Here is a 21,781-nt window from a genome sequence, read left to right as displayed (position 1 = left end):
GTTACTCTTCCCCAGTCCCCAATCTCCAGTCGTCTTATTTGCCAGATTGTACTTTACTGACTTGATCGGCTGCGATCGCATACCAAATTTGACCAAAAGTCTGTTGATTGAGTTTCCGACGCTGCTGATCGGGAAACAAGCGATCGAATTTTTCATTTGTGTCTTTGGTCAACTGATCGATTGTATAGTTCCCAAACTGCCCTGATCGCGCTTGTTGTCTCCATGTATCGTAATCTTTTTGACTATAGTTCCCCAATTTCCGACGAGATGCTGTACTGAGGTTAGCCTGTTCTAGTTTATCCAATAAATTATCAGCGATATCAGACCATTCATCTCGTAAACCAGCATCTTCAGATTTAGATGTCAGGCTACGTCCTTTTAATTCTGGTTTTTTTGTATAAAATAAATCATCTACTGTGCGAATAAAAAATCCTTCAGTAATTTCTAACTCTTGACGACGACTGATAATTTTCTGGAGGTCGCTATTTTTTCCTTTGTCGCCGGCTGGTTTTCCAGTTGGAAACTGTGGGATTTGCGGTAATGAAGGTAATGAAATTGATGGGATCGTGATTGAAGTTACGGCGCGAATGGCTGCATTTCCCGCCGCTAAAGTTAATCCAACTAAAGCCGTTCCCCCTAAACTCATCACAAAAGGGCGAATCCAAGCAGGGAAAGTTCTCGGTTTAGCGATCGCTTGCGTTTGCCTCTGAAATCTGCTCACAATAGCACTGGCGCGTTGTCTTCCCGGAGCAACGACCATCGTCTTGATTTTGCTAGTAATATAATTAGCTGGGGATTTAGTCGCAGTTGGCGACGGTAAATCTCTAAGGATTTGCTCAGATCGTTGATAGCGATCGCTCGGTCTATAAGCCAGCATCTTTTTTAACACCGCTTCTAGTTTGGGACTAACTTGGATTTCCTTGCCCCATCCCCAAATTCCCTGATAGCTATCGTATAATTTCTGCGGTTCTTTACCTGTAAGCAACACTAATGTTGTCACCGCCAAAGAGTATAAATCACTACTAAAAAATGCCTTTCCCTGCCGTAGCTGTTCTTCTGGAGCGTAGCCCTTTTTACCTAGCAGAGTGTTATTTCCAACCAACTTGGTACGCCAAAAACCTTGAGAAGCTGGCAATTGCTTGACGCCCCCAAAATCAATCAGCACTGGCAAATTATCAGAACGCCGCCAGATTAGATTATCGGGAGAGATATCACGGTGAATTACATCTCGTGAGTGGATGTATGATAAGACAGGTAAAATCTGTTGCAGGAGGGTGATTACTTCCCCTTCACTAAAGGTTTTTCCTTGACTTTCACGCTGTTCTAATAACTGGTAGTAATTGTCACCATCCACATAATCTTGCACTAAAAAGAAAAAATCTTTACTGCCTATCTTCACTTGTAGCGAGGCGTGAAAACGGGGAATCTGTGGATGCTGGAGTTTTTTGAGGACATTCGCTTCTCTCTCAAATAACTCTTTAGCTTTTTGTAAATCTTGATTTTCTTGTACTTGGGGTGCAAATTCCTTCAGCACACAGGTTTGATGTGATTTATTGATATCTTCCGCCAAATAGGTGCGTCCAAAGCCGCCTTGTCCTAAATGACGGATAATTTGATAGCGATTATCCACAACCTGTCCCACAGCAAGAGGTAATGGTTCACCACAATGGGTGCAAAAGCGGTTACTACCATTATTTGTGTGTTGTTTACTGCAATAGAGCTGCATGGTGCTGAAGGATAAATTAAGGTTTTATTGAATGACTACAACGCGCATACCCTCATTTTCGGATATTCTACGAATTACGAATTACGAATTATTTTAACGGTGTTGGTTCTACTTCAGAATAAATAAGCAAGCGTCATGAACGGCAAATCAAGACAGCAGCAAGTAATTAAAGCATTTGAAGATTTTTTGTCTACCCCCCTAGAAACTGTACTGCAAAGGCATCTCAACACTCAAACTTCGGCAGCTTTGAGTTTATTTCACGATGTGGCGGCGAATGTACCAGCCTACAAGGCATTTTTAGCAGAAAGGGAAATTAATCCCGCGACTATTCAAACCTTAGAGGAGTTTCAAAAACTACCAGCGATCGCTAAACAAAATTATATACTGCGTTATCCCTTACCTGACTTGTGCCGTAACGGACAACTAGAAGCGTGCGACATGATAGCTGCTTCATCAGGTTCTAGTGGTAAACCGACATTTTGGCCTCGTTTTTTCACAGATGAACTCCAAATCGCCACACGCTTTGAACAGATTTTTCACGATAGTTTCTATTCAGATAGCAGACGTACCTTAGCAGTGATTTGTTTCACTTTAGGCACTTGGGTAGGTGGAATGTTTACTACTAATTGCTGTCGTTATCTTGCTAGTAAAGGTTATCTCCTCACTGTAATTACTCCTGGTAACAACAAAGAAGAAATCTTGCGAGTTGTCCAAGAACTAGGTTCAGAATTTGAGCAAGTGGTGTTATTGGGATACCCGCCATTTTTGAAAGATGTGATTGATACTGGTATCGCTCGTGGTGTGGAGTGGCAGCAATATCAGATTAAATTAGTGATGGCGGGAGAAGTTTTTAGTGAAGAATGGCGAAGTTTAGTTGCCCAAAGAGTTGGTTCACAAAATCCTTGTTATGATTTTGCATCACTTTACGGTACTGCGGATGCCGGAGTTTTGGGTAATGAAACACCGTTAAGTATCTGTATTCGCCGTTTTTTGGCAGAAAATCCCGATGCAGCTAGAGCTTTATTTGGGGAATCGCGTTTACCCACACTAGTACAATACGATCCTTTCACTCGCTTTTTTGAAGTTCAAGATGGCGGATTGCTATTTTCGGGAGATAACGGTATTCCCTTAGTGCGTTATGACATCTTGGATACTGGCGGGATAATTAGTTATGATGTAATGCTGCAATTTTTAGCAGAATGGGGATTTAACCCGCTTGAAAATCTTGGTTCTGATACTCAAGAATCAGCTAGAGGTATTCATCAGCTACCTTTTGTTTATGTCTTCGGCCGTTCTAATTTTACAGTTTCTTACTTTGGCGCAAATATCTATCCCGAAAATGTAACGGTGGGATTAGAACAACCAGTAATTCAAGAATGGGTGACGGGTAAATTTGTGTTGCAGGTGAAGGAAGATGCTGATAAAAACCGATTTTTATCTGTAGTTGTGGAATTAGCGGTAGGGGTAGAGGGTAGTGAAGATCAGAGACTTGCGATCGCATCTTCTATTCTTTCACAACTACTACGTCTAAATAGCGAGTTTGCGAATTATGTTCCCGCAGAATATCAAACACCGCAAGTTACATTAGCCCCAATGGGTGATTTTGAATATTTCCCCATTGGGGTGAAGCATCGTTATACCCGTCAATAGTACAAGACGCGATGAATCGCGTCTCTACAAGTGTTGCGCCCCTATTTTTATTTGCTACTCTCTATTTTTCACTTTCTCTTGTTGATGTCAAAGAGTTAAAATTTGGAAATGTGGATAGACACGCATTTTTATACTTGGATAAATTGAGTAAATATAACTATACAAAAACTTACATTCCTTAACTTTTCGCGAGAACAAGCGGATCTTAAGGAATGAGAAAGAGACTACAAAGTAGACTAGATAAGAGTAATAGTACGTAGACTCTACTGAAAATAGAGTGGTTTTTGGTAAGGACAGAGAGCTAGAGCATTTGCATCTCTAAAGTACTTTCGGACTATATTTATTGCACGTTTTATGCATTTCGGCTCAATCCTCACTTCATCAGACTTAGTTGTTTGTCTAAACCCATTGGATATGGTGCAATACCAAGTAATTTCTAATTAAAAATTATTATTATCTTTTACTCAAAAAATAATCTCTAGAAAACCTATCAAAAGGTAGATGACAAAACTTGAGTTAGGTTTATGTTACTTAAGTTTTGCTATATCAATACCTTAAAAAGACTTATATATAAGGATTTATCGCAAAACCTTAGTCAGATTTATAAAATTCAGAAGTTTTGATAAATGCTTGCTCAGGTGGAGGCTTTATGATAATGTCTCCTAATAGCGCTAGAGTTAGATGCAAATTAGTCGCAGATAGCTTTTGAGGATTTCTAGAACTAGTGTCAAGCATTATCGATAATATACAATCGCTGGCCTATTCGGCATCTGTGGGATTGATGCTACCTCAAAAGCATTATTCCTGCCCTAGTAGGAATTTTTATCAACTTATGGTGCAAAAATTATGGCGCCAGCTTTTGCTGGCTACTCATACCATGTAATCCGCTTGGTGGGAATTTCGCTGATTGATATGCTGACTTTTACTTGTGCAATTACTACCATGCTTTTAATACACATCCCGCAACCACCACTTAGAAAAGTTTACGGAATATAGACGAAAGTCACTAAATTTTTCCAGTCAAATTAATTTAATCGAACCATCATGTTGAATATTGGGATGTATTTGTGGCAATTTGATCAGCCAATACTGAAAAGAAAATTCTCTAGATTTTTAGCTTTTATCCTCAGTGCTATTTTAGTTGTAGTTTTGGCAAATAACAGTTTTGCGACTGCACCCAAAACTACAGAGATATTATGGGATACTTACGGCATACCGCATATATATGGTAAAGATGCTCCAAGCACTTTCCAGGCATTTGGTTGGGCACAAATGCAGAGTCATGCTAACTTGCTGTTACGCCTCTATGGTCAAGCTAGGGGAAAAGCAGCCGAATACTGGGGAGAAGAGTATTTAGAATCTGATAAATGGGTCCTGACGATGGGAGTACCCAATCGTGCCAATTCTTGGTATCGGGCACAAAGTCCAGCTTTTCGTAGTTATATAAATGCCTTTATCAGTGGGATAAATACTTATGCCAAAGCCCATCCTGATTTGATTGACGAGCAATTAAAAATAGTATTACCTGTCAAGCCAGAGGATGTATTGGCACATTTGCAAAGAGTGCTGTATTTTACTTTTATTGTCAATCCAGAACAGGTAGCAAATATTACTCATACTCAATCGGAAGCTGGTTCTAACGGTTGGGCGATCGCACCTAAACATTCTGCCAGTGGTAAGGCGATGTTGCTGGCAAATCCCCACTTGTTATGGTCGGATTTATTTGTCTGGTACGAAGCACAAATTACCGCCCCAGATATGAATGCTTCTGGAGCAGCGCTGGTGGGAATTCCGGTTTTAGCGATCGCCTTTAACGATTATTTGGGTTGGACTCATACTGTCAATACTCATGATGGTTGGGATGTATACAAGTTGAAATTGACTGATGATGGTTATCTTTTTGATGGCAAAGTCCGTCCTTTTACAACATCAAAGTTTTTGTTAAAAGTCAAGCAAAAAAATGGCTCCTTAGTCGAACAATCATTATTAGTCAAAAGTTCCGTCCACGGTGCAGTCGTTCAAGAAAAAGATGGGTTTGCTGTGGCACTGCGGGTTGTCGGTGCAGACCGTCCCGGTGTGTTGGAACAGTGGTGGGATATGGCGCGTTCCCGAAACTTAACCCAATTTCAAAAGGTATTGAAACGCTTGCAACTACCGATGTTTACCGTCATGTATGCAGACCGAGCAGGACATATCATGCACTTATTCAACGGTCTGGTGCCGATTCGTCAACAGGGAGACTTTCAATATTGGGAAGGTTTAATTCCTGGCGACACATCTAAGACTTTGTGGAAAAAAATGCATCCATACCAAGATTTACCGCGTGTGATTGATCCGCCTAGTGGTTGGTTGCAAAATGCCAATGATGCGCCTTGGACAACGACTTTTCCATCTGCCATCAAAGCAGATGATTATCCTGCTTATATGGCTCCACGAGGAAAAATGCCTTTCCGCGCCCAAAGTTCTGCAAAAATGCTGGCTGAAGATCCAAAAATTTCTTTTGTGGAAATGATTAAGTACAAACATTCCACCAAAATGGAACTTGCAGAACGCATCCTCGATGATTTAATTCCCGCGGCTCAAAAATATGGCGATCAATTAACTCATCGTGCTGCTGATATTTTGGCTGCTTGGAATCGTAATGCTGATGCTGATAGTAGAGGCGCAGTATTGTTTTCTTTTTGGTGGCAAGAAATGGATCAAGACCAAACCTTTAGTTTTCCTTGGAATGAGAACTCGTGGTGTACCACACCCGATGGTTTGAAAGACCCAGAAAGTGCAGCGAAAGCGCTACAAATAGCCGCGGCGAAAGTCGAAAAAGCTTATGGAAAGCTAGATGTTGCTTGGGGTGAAGTCTTCCGAGTGCGTAGCGGAAACTTAGATTTACCTGCTAATGGTGGCGATGGGGATCTAGGAATATTCCGCGTCCTCAATTTTGCTCCCTCTGCTGATGAACGCTTTCAAGCAGTCGCTGGTGATAGTTATGTGGCGGCCATTGAGTTTTCTCAGCCAGTCAGGGCAATGGCCTTACTCAGCTACGGTAATGCTACTCAACCCGGTTCGCCCCACATTACCGACCAACTACAACTTTTTACTCGCAAGCAACTGCGTCCTGTTTGGCGAACTCGCCCAGAGGTATTGGCAAATTTGGAGGAACGCAAAACTTTTTGAGAGCTACGCCCAGTTATTAACTATGAGTTATCCATCAAAAGTCTGCCTGTACAGTTGGAAGATTGTTCTTTTGATAACGCTTGTTGGTATTTCTTTGCCAGCGTTGTCAGAAAACAAAGAACTGAATAATGATGAACCACAAATTCTTCAGACTGAGATTAGCGATCGCGATCTGAAAATTATTGAGCAGTTAGTTGCGATCGCCCAGCGTCAGTCTTCGCAGGTACAGGAGGCAAAAGCCGCTATGGGATGGAGTGCTTTCACCGATGTTTTGAGTGTTGAATTTTCACCATCTCAAACCAAGACCAACTACAACTTGCCCGATGTAACATCCGAAAATCAACGTAGTTTTGCGATCGCAATGACAATTGACCCGATTAAACTTTTGAATATAATTCAGCAATTACCAATAAGAAAAACTCGGTGGCATGAAGTTAAACAGCAAAAACGGGTAGCAGTTGTACAATACTACCTTGCTTACTTACAAGCCCGTCAAGCTACGAAAATAGCCGCTTATCAAATGCAACAGCTAGCCCTTGCGGGAGCAAAAACTGAGCGGATTGCTAGCGTGAATTCCCAAGTAACTTTACCCGATCGAGTTAGTCTAATGGCTAATACTGACTATGTTGCAGCGGCAACAGTGATGCTAAATACAAACGCACGCGCTCGCTTGGCATTAGAAGAACTAGCAGCTTGTGTTGGCTTATCTTCACAAGCAACAATTAAACTGTTTGAAGCCAGTAATTTGAACAATGAGTAGATCAGTTCCCTCACCAGCCAGAGGATTGTTGTCATCCCTAACATTTGCCGTTGCGGGTTTAATTGTGGGATTAATTGCTCCCCATATTGCCCGTCAATTAGTAGGTGGAAATCATCAAGGTTTGATTCCAGTAGCGGTAATCACAGGAGCAATGATTGTGGTTTTATCTGATTTTATCGGCAGAATTATTTTTGCTCATATCGAAATTACTTGCGTAATTGTTACCATGATTGGTGCCCCATATTGTGTTTATTTACTAATTCAAAATCTGTGAAACAAAACCTAGTTTAGTATACTTAATACTAAGTAAGTAAAAATTCTAATTTAGGTGTAGCATTAATAAAAACGAATAGTGTGATATGTCATGTCCAGGTAATTAGTTATGATTCCCATAGTCCTTGCACTCTACACGCCAGTTGCTCATGCCATAACCGCGTTGCGCTGGCTCCCCTTAATCTCCTACCTACCTACGGGAAGGGAAACAAAGCGCTGCCTTAGCGGGGTTGGGTTCTTTGGGTTTAATTCAGTAATCAAGCGGACATGATATTACATACTTACAAAATTATCAAAATATTCTCTAAAATTTAATTATGTCAATGTCATTATTGAGCGACAATCAACATTACCAAATGTCAGCGAAGAATTTGACTTTGGGTTATGATAATATAACTATTATTAAGCATTTAGATTTAGATATACCACCAGGAAAAATAACTGCTTTAGTTGGTGCAAATGGCTCTGGAAAATCTACTTTATTAAGGGGTTTAGCAAGATTATTAAAACCTCGTATTGGCACAATTTATTTAGATACAATAGATGTATTTAAGCTGTCAACAAAAGATGTTGCTAAAAAGTTAGGAATTCTTACCCAAGGCCCCGTTGCGCCAGAAGGATTAACCGTTCGAGATTTGGTAGCTTGTGGAAGATTTCCTTATCAAAGTTGGTTGCAGCAGTGGACAAAAGAAGATGAAAGATTAGTAGAATTAGCGTTAGAAATTACTGGGATTAAATACTTGGGAGAACGCGAGTTAGATACTCTTTCTGGTGGACAGCGACAACGTGCTTGGATTGCAATGGCATTAGCTCAAGATACGGATATTTTATTGTTAGATGAACCAACTACTTTTTTAGATTTGGCGCACCAAATAGAAGTTTTAGATTTATTGTATGATTTGAACCAAAACCAGGGACGAACGATTGTCATGGTGTTACATGATTTGAATCACGCCTGTCGTTATGCTGATTATTTGGTAGCGGTGAAAGAAGGTCAAATTTTTGCTGTGGGCGAACCTAATTTGGTGATCACTGAGAAGATGGTAAGGGAGGTGTTTGGATTGGAATGTCAGGTTATCCCAGACCCAGTTTCAGGTACACCGATGTGTATACCAGTAGGAAGAAAGGGGAGAAAATAGAAACAAATAAAAACCTTACATGGCACAATACAGTTCAGTTAAGCATTTCTTCCTTATCGTCTTGCAGAGTAGGAAATAATTTTTCTGACTAACAGCGATTAAAAAACATCTCGCAGATATGCAATGCTCTCTTCTGAAATTAAATTGCTATATTTATTGCAGATATCTAATACAGTGGAGAGCGATCGCTATTTTGATGTGGATTGTGAATATCTCTAAGATATTACAGCGGTTTTCCAGTAATTGAACTACACCACTCCCTAGTCCCCGTCTCAGTTATGGTCTAAAATCATTTTCTTGTAATCAACCCCCTAGATTGCTCCACTAGGCGAATAAACTCACCCCGATAGCCCTCTTGGTCTTCCCCCTTCCCTTGGGTTGCCAATTTCATCACCAAATCATAACTAGCATCTCCCTTATACTCAGAGCCACGCAACACCATCCCAAAGGTAGCTACCGCAGCAGCAAATCTCAGGTTTGTGGAGGGTATCTGGTCGGTTCTCAAATCATCATCTTGGATGGTTTGAGTAATTAGTTGACTGGTGCTGTCCTGGGGCAACTTATAGCGCAGTTTCACCTGCATCAACTCATTACCAGCAGCATTCGAGACAGTTTCACCAGAACGCTGATACCGCAAAGGGTCTATCTCTGGGAGTTTCACATCGCTTTTTGTGCCAGTGGGAATTATTTCATAAAGCGCTGTCACAGAATGACCAGCCCCAATATCCCCTGCATCTTTCTTGTCGTCATTAAAATCCTGGTTTTGCAGCAGGCGGTTTTCGTAACCAATCAAGCGATATGCCTGAACTTTCGCCGGATTAAATTCCACCTGAATTTTCACATCCTTGGCAATAGTAAACAGAGTTCCCCTGAGATCGTTAACTAAAACTTTTTTGGCTTCCAATAGGGTATCGATGTAAGCGTAGTTACCGTTACCCTTATCAGCCAGTTGCTCCATTTTTCCGTCCTTATAATTGCCGGTGCCAAATCCCAACACCGTCAGGAAAATTCCTTGCTCTCGCTTTTGTTCAATTAATCGTGTCAGGTCGCCATCACTGGAAACCCCGACGTTAAAATCTCCATCGGTAGCTAAAATTACTCTGTTATTACCAGACTTGAGGAAGCTTTCTTTGGCTATCTTGTAAGCTAACTCAATGCCCTGACCGCCAGCAGTCGAGCCTCCAGCCTTTAAGCGGTCAATCGCCGCCAAAATTATTGATTTCTGACTACCAGGAGTAGCAGGTAACACCAATCCAGCATTCCCAGCATAGACTACCAAACTTACCCGGTCTTCAGGACGCAGTTGATTCACCAATAATTTGAGCGACTGTTGCACTAAGGGTAATTTGTTTGGGTCATCCATAGAACCGGAGACATCAATCAGAAATACTAAGTTGCTGGGTGGTAAGGTTTTGCTTTCTAGGCGTTTACCTTGCAAACCCACTAGTACCAGCTTGTGTTGAGAATTCCAGGGAGCAGCAGCAACTTCAGTGGTGACGGAAAAAGGGCGATCGCCTTTTGGTTGGGGATAATTGTAGGTAAAATAGTTGATTAATTCCTCAATTCGCACTGCATCCTTGGGTGGTAATTCCCCTTGAGTAATAAACCGTCGCACGTTGCTGTAAGATGCTGTATCTACATCAATGGAAAAGGTGGAAAGAGGATCGTTACCGACGCGATGAAAGGGATTATCTTCAATCCGGTTGTAGTTTTCTATATTGAATCTGCTACCTATTTGTGGTTCCGGGGCAACCCTTCCAATACTGGCACGAGTTTGGAGTTTAGGCATATTCGCACGGTTAGCAACTTGATCCTGCACAGATGAGCCAGACGGAATACTAAGGGGTAGGGCTGTAGGTAAAGGTTGAGTCTTTCGGGTAGACTCAGTTTGAATACGTTCTCTGGTAGGCTGATTCGGAGTGATGGGACTACGAGTTTCCAATTCCTCTATCGGACTTTTTAGGGTTGCTAACTCCGGTGCAAATTCTGACTGCAAGCGTTGCAGAATTTTCATATCTGCTGGGGTAACTATCTTGGGATCAGTCGCTATTAGCTCATTGCTCCGATTCACACAGGCATTCAAGACTGTAGCAAATTCAGTCCGGGTTACAGGAAGAGTGCCAAAATTTTGGACGGGGACGACACAACTATACTGTTTTACCAATGCCTGGAGTGCTTGGTAGTCAGGGTGATTGGGTAAAATGGAAGTTTTTGGAGTAGAACTGGCAGGAGTCTGATTGGCTGGAACTGCAACCGTTACAGACTGGCGTAAAATCGCAATTCCGGCTGACGGTATCAATAAAAACAATATTATAATACTGACTCGCTGCCACATTTTGGACGGAATCGGGTAAGACATAGCTAAATCCTCACACTAAATTTTTTCTGTCACATTTGAGTATTTACTCAGAATAGTCTTAAGCAGCTTGGGATTTGATAACCGTTTCAGTTTTGGTAACTGTAACTTATACAACACGAACCATTCCCGTCTAGCATTAGGGAATATAACAGTATTTCTTGGTATTGGCTAATAATCTGAGTTAAGTAAATTACTCAGTTGCTTCACTCCAGATACTCATTTACAACATCACCAGCCAGCAAAAGGGCACAATATCAAAAGTTTTTAACAGGATTACGGAATTGCGATAACATCCCTTGAAGTCATAATCATCGGAACACAAACTGACTGCGTTCACGGAACTTTTTGCTTTACCAACTCCAAGCAAGAAATCTTAAAATACCCAAATAATTAAAAGACGTTATTAAGGAGATAAATTAACATGAGCGAGAATAATAACCCACAAACCAAAACCAAAAAACAACCTCCTAATACAATAGGAAAACCACCTAAGACTGAGTTTATTAACTCCGATCAACAGCCCACAAGACCAGAATTATCAGATAAATAATTCCTTTTACCACAACATTTTATTTATAACTCAATACCTTGGGTGAAGGGCTATTAGTGTAGATAATTGGTGTTTTCAGACGCGATTTATCGCGTCTCTACATGAGGGTTTTGGGGTGATCTGAACTGTATTGAGTTATAACTATAAAACCAATTCTAGTGTCGGAGAGAATAAGAAACTAGAAGTCTAACGGAAATATTCACTTGCTGCTAAATTTGGGGAACCATTGGTTCCCATTTCATTTTTAATCCCATCGCTTATTAATTCATTGATTTGATAAGGGTAGGCAAATGGTGAAACAAGTTCTGCCTGACTGCGACTCAAATGAAAGCGTACCGTGATGGCGATTTTCTACAATTCGGCGAACGGTTTCTAAACCAAGTCCTGAACCATGCCCCACTGATTTGGTGGTGAAGAAAGGTTCAAAAATGCGGGTTTTAATTTCAGGTGAAATTCCACTGCCAGAATCGATGATGTCAATATGGGCATAGCGATCGCAATGATGTGTTGTAATTTCTAGCAGTCCTTTACCATCCATTGCATCAATGGCGTTGTCAATTAAGTTCGTCCACACCTGATTCAGTTCGCTGCCATAGGCAAGGATTTTTGGAAGACTTCGATCGTAATTGCGTTGCACTTGGACACCGCATTTGAGTTTATGAGCAAACAATCGCAAGGTATCTTCTAAGCCTTGATGTATATCTACTTCTTGCTGAGTGCCTTGATCTAGGTAAGAATAAGACTTCATCGCTTGCACAAGTTCGGAAATCCTCTCAGATCCTCGCAAACCATGTTTAATCATTGACATAACTTCAAAGGAAAGCGCTAGCCAGTGCAATCCCATTTCTCGCAATTCTGTGTCGTCGTTGCGCCAACGTTCCATAAGTTGATCTAGGGTTTCAACCTCAACACCACCTTCCGCTAAAGGTTCTGCTAATTTCCATGCTTGGTTTACACCATAGTCTTCTAACCATTCCAGCAATATGTCTTCGCGATCGCTTAGTGTCACCGGATCTAGGCGATTATTCAAAATCGCATCATAGCCTAGATCGCGTACTCTCAACCAATGTTGAGTATGGGCTTCCTCAACATTGCGTTGCCCATAAACTAAGTTCATTCGTTGTAACTCTAAGATGGCGGCTGGCATTTCTTTTAAAGTCCGAACCAGGGCTGCGGCTGGGTTGTTGAGTTCATGAGCTAGACCGGCAGCAAGTGTCCCTAAAGCTGCCATCTTTTCCCGCCCACGAATGAAAGACTCTAGCCCCCGGACACGACGTTGCATAATTCGGAAGACCATCCGCTCAAAATCACGACATTCATGCAGCAGTTTACGAAAGTCTTCTCCCTGCATTTCATAGATATGGCAATTTGTAAATGCCCGCATTGTCACAGGTGCAGGTTCGTCTGTGAGTACTGGAATTTCACCAAAAAAGGATGGGGCTTCGTGTTGCCCGATGGGAATTGCAATTCCTTCACTGCGGCGGGTGATGTTGATTTTACCTTTGACTAAGATAAATAAGCGACATCCAGGGTCTCCCTCATGGGACAACACTTCTCCGGCAGAAAGTTCAACTGTTTGAGCGCGATCGCAAACCCATTGCAATCGCTCTTTGGGAAGTTGTTGAAATGGGTCTAAGTTGATTAATTCCTCAACACATAACATCAATTAACCTCCTTGAGTGGGCAGGGAGCAGGGGGCAGGGGGGATAAGAAAGTAGGGTTATACCGCTGTGTTTGTCTATGGAGAATTTTGGCTTAAATAGTTGAAGAAGGCTTTAGTCTCAGTTTATCAGAATGCGCAAAAAACCCGATCCGTATATACAGTGGGGATGGATAGCGGTCTGATCGCTCAAAATTTATTAAACCCAGCAGAACGACGATAAAGTAACCAGATAAACAGGGGTGAACCCAGCAAAGCAGTGACGGAACCTACTGGTAGTTCTACTGCTCCTAGTCTTGAGAGTAAATCTGCAAAAGTGAGTAACCATGCACCTGCAAGGGCGGAAAGTGGTAAAACAAACCGATGATCTGTACCAACAATGAGGCGGACACCGTGAGGGACAACAAGACCGACAAATCCAACCAAGCCACTGATGCTGACTGCACCTGCGGCTAATAGAGTGGCGACACCACCAATTAATAGGCGCGATCGCGTCAACGAAAGCCCTAAACTCACAGCCAAATCATCTCCCAAAGCCAGTATGTTTAGCGATCGCGCCAGCAAGCATCCCCCGATCAATGCAACGATGATATAAGGGCCAGTTGTAGCAATTTCTTGCCAACCCCGCCCATTAAGACTACCAACCAGGAAACTGAGCGCAATTTGAATTTGCCCATCTTCAGCTAAAAGCAGCAATGTACTTTGTACAGCACCAAATAAAGAACTCACCGCTACTCCGCCTAAAATTAAGCGCTCAACAGAAATTCCCGACCCCGAACGACCGAGTAAAATAACGATCGCAGCAGTTAACATTGCTCCCATCCATGCTGCTAAAGGAATTGCGATCGGGAATATTTGGCACACAATCATCAGAATTACAAGCAGTCCTGCACCTGCTGAAATGCCCAAAATAAATGGATCGGCAAGACTATTACGTAACATTCCTTGCAGCAACGCTCCTGACATTCCCAAAGCTGCGCCGACAACGATCGCAGCCGTAATCCGCGGGAGACGTAAATCCCAGAGAATTGTCTGTTTAACCGGATCGCCTTTGTGGAGAATAGCTTGCCAAAATTCCGACATATTTAAAGGTACTGCTCCTTGAGAAAGCGACAGCGCTAGTGTTACTACCAGTGCTGTACCAAGGAGTAAAACAGCCCAAAATACGCGGTGTTCAGTAAAAATTTTCTGAAATGGTCTAGTCAAATTTAGATATGTATTTTTTTTAAATATAATCCGTCCCAAACAAAGCTGCATTTAAAGATAGCTTCTCTTCGATGAGGGAGCGGAGGAGTAAAAATTTACCGCTCAGAAGATGGAAGTTGAGCCTCAGAAGGTGAACGTTGAGCCTCAGAAGGTGAACGTTGAGCCTCAGAAGGTGGAAGTTGACCTTCAGAAGGTGAACGTTGACCCTCAGAAGCTCAATTTTTAAGTTTTAACAAAGTTTGGGGTTTAAATCCCCTGCTTCTATCAAGCAGCCCGAATTGAAGCCTAAATCTAAATCCCCGACACAAAACGTAATTGCGTTCGCGCAGCGTCTCGTAGAGAGGAACGAGCGTCATTGCGAATTGCGTTAGCGGAGCGAGGCGTTCGCTTTTAGCGTCTCGCAGAGAAGCCCATTGCGAATTTGCCCTGTGCCCCTACGTTAGTTCTAGTCCACCTTGATAGCCAGTGACAATGCGACCACCATCCTTGAGGATGTGGATTTCTATCTGGTCGCTAGCCCAAGTAATCTGGTCTTGGAAAGCTGGGTTTAACACCCGAACCCGTTGATTGCTAGAAGAGACTGGAGAATTGGGAGAATTAATTGCCAGAGATTGTACAAAAGGCCCGTCAATCAAAATATCGAGTTGTTCTAACAATGCTTGGGAACCTGGCGGTGCAGATTGGGACTGTAGCTGCTTAAGAGTGAACCCACTAAAAGACATTACATTTAAACCAGCAGCTTTTACCTTCCGAGCTAAAGACGCTAGTGCCGTTGCTTGCCAAAAGGGTTCTCCACCAGAGAATGTTACACCCGTGTTGTGGGGATTGCTGAGAATATTTTCGGCAAGCTGATCAACAGCAATCAATTGGTTAGCCTCAAAAGACCAGGAGCTAGTATTAAAGCAGCCAGGACACTCACGCAGACAACCTTGTACCCAGACGACCGCACGACAACCAGGGCCATTAACTTCTGACTGATCGACGTAACCCATTATATTGAGATAGCCTGGGGGAATTTCCGTGAGTGCTAGCGATGGGTCAGTTGGCTTAATTTCCATCTCTTTAACTCCTTTTAGCCGTTAACTGTTAAATATAGCGAATCTCCACTTATATAACCGTGACAATAGTTATATAAGGAGGGATTTAATTAATGACTAATCTCTCAAAAACTTTTGGGGGTTTGGAAAAGTCCGCTTTAACTTACTAGACTGAACCAGCATCTTTTTACTGATGCTCAGGGTAGAACAAGGCACTGAGTTTGTGATTAAGATTCCCCTGATCCTGGATAAGCCAGTATAATTCGTAATTGATAAGTAGTAATTACGAATTACGAATTACGAATTACGAATTAGCTAAATACCTCCACTTCTTCAGGAACCTTCATTTGGTCGAGAATTCCCCAAATTTCCTGTAACATCGGGTCTAACCCAGTGCGAGTAACCGCCGAAATCACAAAAACCGGGGCGTAGGAGAGATGATTAAGTTGGGTGGCTAACGCCTCCAAATCGACAGTTTCCCGATCGACTGCATCAATTTTATTCAGCGCCAAAATTTGCGGACGTTCTGCTAAACCCCGTCCATAAGCTTGTAATTCTTCCTTAATTGTGTTGTAGTCTCTAACCACATCATCACTAGTGGCATCAATCAAATGAAGTAGCACCCGCGTGCGCTCGATGTGGCGCAAGAAATCATGTCCCAACCCAGCCCCATGAGCTGCTCCCTCAATTAGTCCGGGAATGTCGGCGAAAACAGTACCATCGCCAGTAGGTTTCCGCACTACACCCAAATTTGGGATCAGGGTAGTAAAAGGGTAGTCTGCGATTTTTGGACGTGCCGCTGATAAAGATGAAATTAAAGTGGATTTACCAGCATTTGGTAAGCCAATAATCCCGACTTCTGCCAAAAGTTTTAACTCTAGGCGCAGCTGCTTTATTTCCCCTGGTAATCCTGGGAGAGCATATTCTGGGGCGCGGTTACGGTTACTCAAGAAATGCTGATTTCCCAGTCCGCCTTTACCACCTTGGGCAATCAGCAAAGTCTGCTTAGGCTCAGTTAAATCTCCTAGCAGTTCGCCGGTTTCAGCATCATAAATGGTTGTACCACAGGGAACTTCGATGATCAAATCCTTTCCTCCTGCTCCGGTGCAGTTACTTGGGCCACCACGAGTACCTTTTTCGGCCTGAAAGCGATGGTTGTATCTGAAGTCCAACAAAGTTTGTAAGTTTTCATCGGCAACGAAAAATACCGAACCACCTCTTCCCCCATTACCACCGGAGGGGCCACCAGTCGGCACGTACTTCTCTCGCCGGAAGGCGACAATACCATCGCCGCCCTTACCAGCTTCAACTTCAATTTTTGCTTGATCGATAAATTGCATCTTTCTAAAGTCCTGTTAGCGGATAGCTAAGGTTTAATCTGTGCTGAATTATGAGTTGCGAGTTATATGGGAGTTATAAATTATAAGTTTTAAAATCTCATTTCTCACTACTTTACTTGTAACTCACACTTCCTACTCTCCTGCCCGCCCCTTTTGCTCAAGATATGGGAATATTATAAAGTTGTAGCTAACCGCCTACGTAGAGGTTTAAAGTGGATACCATTGCAATTCCTGCTCTAAATCGGCCAGTGGATGCCACAGTAGAAATTCCCGGTTCTAAAAGTCTTACCAATCGGGCATTGCTTGTCGCTGCTTTGGCGCAAGGTGACTCCATTTTAGAAAATGCCTTATTTAGTGAAGACAGCGAGTATTTTGCCAAATGTTTAGAGCAACTGAGTATTCCCATAACCCTGAACCCTAATCTAGCTCAGATTCAGATTGCAGGAAGGGGAGGCGAGATTCCAGCTAAACAGGCAGATTTATTTGTAGGTTTATCAGGTACTACAGCACGGTTTATCTCGGCGCTGGTGGCACTGGGTAATGGCGAATATCGGCTAGATGGCGTTCCCCGGATGCGAGAACGACCAATGGGTGACATGCTGACGGTGCTACAAACAGGTGGAGCAACTGTTAACTTTGAGGGAAACTCCGGGTTTATGCCCTACACCCTCTATAGTCGGCAATTTGCTGGCGGAAATTTTAGCTTGAAAGCCAACCAAACAAGTCAGCAACTTTCGGCATTGCTGATGATTGCGCCTTACGCTCAACAGGATACGATTTTTGAGGTTGAGGGTACGTTGGTTTCTCAGTCTTACATCAAAATGACCTGTCGTCTGATGGCAGATTTTGGGGTGGAGGTGATTCAAATCGGCGATAATCAATTTCAGATTAAAGCAGGTCAACGTTACCAAGCTCGGCATTACACAGTAGAACCCGATGCGTCAAATGCTTCTTACTTTTTTGCCGCCGCTGCTGTCACGGGTGGACGGGTGCGGGTAAAACATTTGACCAAACAATCCTGTCAGGGTGATATTCTCTGGCTCGATGTTTTAGAACAGATGGGTTGCCAAATTAAGGATTCAGACGATTACACCGAAGTGACGGGCCCGAAGCAATTGCAAGGTATCGACATTGATATGAATGATATATCGGATCTAGTGCAAACATTAGGAGCGATCGCGCCCTTTGCCAGTTCACCGATTACCATTCGGAACGTGGAACATATTCGCTATAAGGAAACTGACCGAATTAAAGCTGTTGTCACAGAGTTACGTCGGCTAGGAGTTGAAGTTGAAGAATTTGCAGATAGACTGAAAATTCAACCTGGCCCCATTACTCCGGCGGCAATTGAAACCTATCACGATCATCGAATGGCGATGGCTTTTGCTGTCACTGGCTTGAAGGTTCCAGGGATTGTAATTAAAGATCCTGGTTGTACAGCAAAGACTTTTCCAGATTACTTTACCCGATTCTTCCAAATGCTCGAACAATAACAGCTATTTTCGCTAAAGGACAATAATTTAGTTAAAACGGCAAATACAGCAGTTTTCAAGTAGATGAAGTACAAAGTGCAAAACTCATGTAGCAGACATCAAAAATTTCTGCCTCCTGCCTCAAAATCCGTAGCTTTGTACTTTATGTAAAAGAAAACTGCTGTATATTAATCGCCAGCTGTTAAAAGACATTACTTTTTAAGTGCCAGAGTTAAGCCATCTGCGATCGCTACTAAACTAAGACTAACTCGCTGGTCTTGATGCAGTTTTTGATTAAAGGCACGAATTCTTTTAGTTCTATTATCTTGCACTTCGGGGTCGGCAACCCTGCCTGACCAGAGAACATTATCGATCGCAATCAATCCCCCCGGACGCACTAATTGCAGCGATCGCTCATAATAGCCATCATAGTTGCTCTTATCTGCATCGATGAAGGCAAAATCAAAAGTTTCTGCTTCTTTTGTTGCCAGTAGCCAATCCAAAGTCTGCAAAGCTGGGGCAATATGCAGTTGAATTTTATCTGCCACTCCTGCTTGTTGCCAATAACGCCGAGCGATCGTTGTAAATTCTTCACTAATATCACAGGCTACCACCTTACCGTCCCTCGGTAACGCCAATGCTACCACCAGGGAACTATAACCTGTAAATACCCCAATTTCCAAAGTTTTCTTAGCTCCTAGCAATTGCACTAGTAAAGCCAAAAACTGCCCTTGTTCGGGAGCAATTTGCATTCTCCCGATTGGATACTGGGCTGTTTCCTGTCTCAGTTGGGTTAAAATTTCTGGTTCTCGGAGAGAGACTGACAGTAAATAGTCATAAAGGTTTTGTTCAAGTCCTAGTGTTTTAGTTGTCATGGGAATTGGGCATTGGGCATTGGGCATTGGGCATGGAGAATAGCGAATGAGTCTTTGATACTCATAGATGAGTACTTTTGTTACTCGTGGATGAGTCTTTTATACTCGTGGACAAGTCTTTTATACTCGCGGACGAGTCTTTTTTTATACTCATCCACGAGTCTTTGATACTCGTGGATGATTTTTTTAAAGCCAAAATTATATTTCAATGCAACTTAGTATGATGAGCAAAACGATCGCTGAGGATATTTTAAATCATGCCAAACCTTAAAGAAGATGATAACGCCGTGCGTGAGGTGTTGATTCAAGCAAAAACCATCGCTGTTGTGGGTCACTCTAATAAACGCCATCGCACTAGTTATCAAATCGCCCAATTCTTGCGGCAGACAGGCTATACAGTCTATGCCGTCAACCCGCTAATTAAAGACATTGACGGTCAACCCACTTATCCTGCACTCCAGGAATTACCCGAACCCGTCGATATTGTTAACGTATTTCGTCGTTCTGAGTACTTGCCAGAAATTGTAGATGAAGCAATTTCTATCAATGCAAAAACTGTATGGACACAACTGGGTATCTGGCATCAACCATCAGCACAAAAAGCTATAGATGCAGAACTCAATGTGGTTATGGATGCTTGTATCAAAATTGAATATCTGCGGCTGAGAGTAGGTTTAACAGGAAATGTCTAGTATTTTATGTGTACAGATAACTATAACAATCATGTAGATTGTAATTATTATGCAAAAAGCGATCGCGCAAACATTTTATGTGTAGAGATATTGCATACCAAGTCTTTGTTTGAGTTACTTGCTTAAACCCTTCTAGAATAAAAACTATTGTAGGTAATTTTATTACTAAATTTGTTTTTATTGTGGGAGGTTATGATGAGCCGTCCAATAATTCTTGGTATTGTCGGCGATAGCGCGGCTGGTAAAACAACACTAACGCGAGGAATCGCTCAGGTACTCGGCCCAGAAAATGTCACGCTAATTTGTACAGATGATTATCACCGTTACGATCGCCAACAACGTGCAGAGATTGGCATCACTGCCCTTCATCCCGACTGCAATCACTTAGATATTATGCAGCAACATCTGTCGCTGCTACGCACAGGACAACCAATTCTCAAACCAGTTTACAGCCATAAAACCGGCACATTCGAGGCACCCCAGTATATCAAGCCGAATAAATTCGTGATTATTGAGGGATTACTCGGTTATTCTACCCGTGCTGCTCGTGATTCCTACGATGTTAAAGTTTACCTAGCACCTCCAGAAGAACTACGCACTAAGTGGAAAGTCAAGCGGGATACGCAAAAGCGCGGCTACACTGCTGGACAGGTAATAGCGGAACTAGAAAAGCGCGAACCAGACTCAGCACAATTTATTCGTCCGCAGCGGCAATGGTCTGATATAGTCATTAGTTTTTATCCACCCAGCGGGGAAGATGATGAAACCAATGGACATTTAAATGTACGTTTGGTACTACGTCCGACAATTCCCCACCCAGATTTTACCCAGATTATTAACCCTGGCTATGGTAATTCTGACTCAGCGATCCGCCTGGGGTTAGACAGGGATATGAGTAAGCCTGTAGATGTCTTAGAAGTTGATGGTCATGCAACCTTAGACCAGGTGAATAAGCTAGAGCATATTATTTGTTCTGATATGCCCCATTTACGAAGTATTTGCGATCGCGAAAGTAATCCAGAACTGGGTAAAATTGCTGGTACAACTGGAGAAACACTGCAAAGTTATCCTCTGGCTCTGACTCAGTTGATCATTACCTACCACATGCTGAAAGCAACGCAAATTTATCAGTAATTAGCAAAAATGAAGGGGTTTAAATGGTTTGCGATCGCGTATAGTTTTGGGTTGTTAAATTATGCGATGCCTACGACGGTAAACTACGCACCTTCCTAATTACTCAAATTTCAGATATTGCTCATGATTGTGACTTGACGGGCGCTTGCAGCAATTCAATATCTCTAATCTGAAGAATGCCACTACTCTCAAATTGCACACTGATTTGAACTGTGGCAGCATCTGCTTCTTTTTTAAAATAAGCACGCGCTTCATAAGGCTGAAAATCTTCCGTTAGTAAAACTCCTCTACCCCATGAAGTTGTTCTCATTTCGCCCGATTCTCTTGGTCTACCTACACCCAAACTTACTGCAATTGATTCTTCTGTGTTCAGCGCTTTCGCATTAAATTGACAAGCAAGAACACACTCTTGGACATCGGGTTCTGCAACTTCAAACAAGATGACTTTTCGCAAAGGATCTGTACTATTAGTTAGAAAGCGCTGAGTATTATTGTCATAAGCTTCAATTTGCCAACTTTCTCCGACAATTGCAATGCCTCCCTTTGTCACTGTGGAATCGGCAGGTGTGAATCGACGAATCAGCACAAATGGCTCTGCGGGTTCGGGAATAGCGAGGGGTTTTTCCAGTTCCTTAAGGGCTTCCTGAGCTTTAGGGGACTTCCAGAAAATAAACTATTCCACCAACAGTAATGATAATCATTTTAAAGGGGGGATGAAGGGGCTGCCGACGGCAGCC

Annotated in this window: 16 protein-coding genes; 8 read left to right on the top strand and 8 right to left on the bottom strand. The window is 42.5% G+C overall.

What is annotated here, in order from left to right:
* Positions 1-34 precede the first annotated feature (34 nt).
* Positions 35-1,726 (bottom strand): serine/threonine-protein kinase, encoded by a 1,692-nt coding sequence (locus HWQ42_RS10865; protein WP_292811794.1) that lies wholly within the window; start codon positions 1,724-1,726, stop codon positions 35-37.
* A gap of 135 nt (positions 1,727-1,861) precedes the next feature.
* On the opposite strand from HWQ42_RS10865, the gene HWQ42_RS10860 reads away from it, so the two are divergent.
* The 5 genes from HWQ42_RS10860 (at position 1,862) to HWQ42_RS10840 (ending at position 8,719) form a co-directional block, all read left to right on the top strand.
* Entirely contained in the window at positions 1,862-3,376 is a 1,515-nt protein-coding gene (locus HWQ42_RS10860; protein WP_292811791.1) for a phenylacetate--CoA ligase family protein, read from the top strand.
* 1,059 nt (positions 3,377-4,435) lie between these two features.
* Positions 4,436-6,547 (top strand): acylase, encoded by a 2,112-nt coding sequence (locus tag HWQ42_RS10855; protein ID WP_292811788.1) that lies wholly within the window; start codon positions 4,436-4,438, stop codon positions 6,545-6,547.
* 22 nt (positions 6,548-6,569) lie between these two features.
* Entirely contained in the window at positions 6,570-7,307 is a 738-nt protein-coding gene (locus HWQ42_RS10850; protein WP_292811786.1) for a hypothetical protein, read from the top strand.
* A gap of 25 nt (positions 7,308-7,332) precedes the next feature.
* Positions 7,333-7,581, top strand: coding sequence for an iron chelate uptake ABC transporter family permease subunit (locus HWQ42_RS10845; protein WP_334896779.1), 249 nt, complete (start codon positions 7,333-7,335; stop codon positions 7,579-7,581).
* Positions 7,582-7,897: 316 nt separating this feature from the next.
* On the top strand, positions 7,898-8,719 hold the full coding sequence (locus HWQ42_RS10840) for an ABC transporter ATP-binding protein (RefSeq protein WP_292811784.1): 822 nt from the start codon (positions 7,898-7,900) through the stop codon (positions 8,717-8,719).
* A gap of 289 nt (positions 8,720-9,008) precedes the next feature.
* On the opposite strand, the gene HWQ42_RS10835 is transcribed toward HWQ42_RS10840, so the two are convergent.
* From HWQ42_RS10835 to obgE, 5 genes are all read right to left on the bottom strand, one after another.
* On the bottom strand, positions 9,009-11,078 hold the full coding sequence (locus HWQ42_RS10835) for a VWA domain-containing protein (protein WP_292811781.1): 2,070 nt from the start codon (positions 11,076-11,078) through the stop codon (positions 9,009-9,011).
* 815 nt (positions 11,079-11,893) lie between these two features.
* A complete protein-coding gene (locus tag HWQ42_RS10830) occupies positions 11,894-13,291 on the bottom strand; it encodes an ATP-binding protein (protein ID WP_292811779.1) in 1,398 nt (465 codons plus the stop codon).
* A gap of 186 nt (positions 13,292-13,477) precedes the next feature.
* Entirely contained in the window at positions 13,478-14,545 is a 1,068-nt protein-coding gene (locus tag HWQ42_RS10825; RefSeq protein WP_292735462.1) for an iron ABC transporter permease, read from the bottom strand.
* A gap of 383 nt (positions 14,546-14,928) precedes the next feature.
* Positions 14,929-15,552, bottom strand: a complete 624-nt coding sequence (locus HWQ42_RS10820) for a 4Fe-4S single cluster domain-containing protein (protein ID WP_292811777.1) — start codon at positions 15,550-15,552, stop codon at positions 14,929-14,931.
* Between the two features lie 290 nt (positions 15,553-15,842).
* Positions 15,843-16,871 carry a GTPase ObgE gene (gene obgE, locus HWQ42_RS10815; RefSeq protein ID WP_292735456.1) on the bottom strand — a complete coding sequence of 343 codons (1,029 nt, stop codon included), beginning with the start codon at positions 16,869-16,871 and terminating at the stop codon, positions 15,843-15,845.
* Positions 16,872-17,083: 212 nt separating this feature from the next.
* Between obgE and aroA the strand changes: the two genes are divergently transcribed.
* Entirely contained in the window at positions 17,084-18,364 is a 1,281-nt protein-coding gene (aroA, locus tag HWQ42_RS10810; protein WP_292811775.1) for a 3-phosphoshikimate 1-carboxyvinyltransferase, read from the top strand.
* Positions 18,365-18,555: 191 nt separating this feature from the next.
* Here the strand turns inward: aroA and HWQ42_RS10805 are convergent, their stop codons facing one another.
* On the bottom strand, positions 18,556-19,218 hold the full coding sequence (locus tag HWQ42_RS10805; RefSeq protein WP_292811772.1) for a class I SAM-dependent methyltransferase: 663 nt from the start codon (positions 19,216-19,218) through the stop codon (positions 18,556-18,558).
* A 257-nt stretch (positions 19,219-19,475) separates the two neighbouring features.
* Between HWQ42_RS10805 and HWQ42_RS10800 the strand changes: the two genes are divergently transcribed.
* Positions 19,476-19,910, top strand: coding sequence for a CoA-binding protein (locus HWQ42_RS10800; protein WP_292811770.1), 435 nt, complete (start codon positions 19,476-19,478; stop codon positions 19,908-19,910).
* A gap of 195 nt (positions 19,911-20,105) precedes the next feature.
* On the top strand, positions 20,106-21,044 hold the full coding sequence (locus tag HWQ42_RS10795; RefSeq protein ID WP_292811808.1) for a phosphoribulokinase: 939 nt from the start codon (positions 20,106-20,108) through the stop codon (positions 21,042-21,044).
* 121 nt (positions 21,045-21,165) lie between these two features.
* Here HWQ42_RS10795 and HWQ42_RS10790 read toward each other — a convergent pair whose 3' ends face one another.
* Positions 21,166-21,630, bottom strand: a complete 465-nt coding sequence (locus HWQ42_RS10790) for a hypothetical protein (RefSeq protein ID WP_292811768.1) — start codon at positions 21,628-21,630, stop codon at positions 21,166-21,168.
* Positions 21,631-21,781: the final 151 nt, after the last annotated feature.

Source organism: Nostoc sp. JL23 (genome assembly GCF_017115065.1).
GTDB lineage: Bacteria > Cyanobacteriota > Cyanobacteriia > Cyanobacteriales > Nostocaceae > Nostoc > Nostoc punctiforme_A.
Note: the sequence above shows the minus strand (reverse complement) of the source record. Positions and strands in the feature narration are given on the sequence as shown.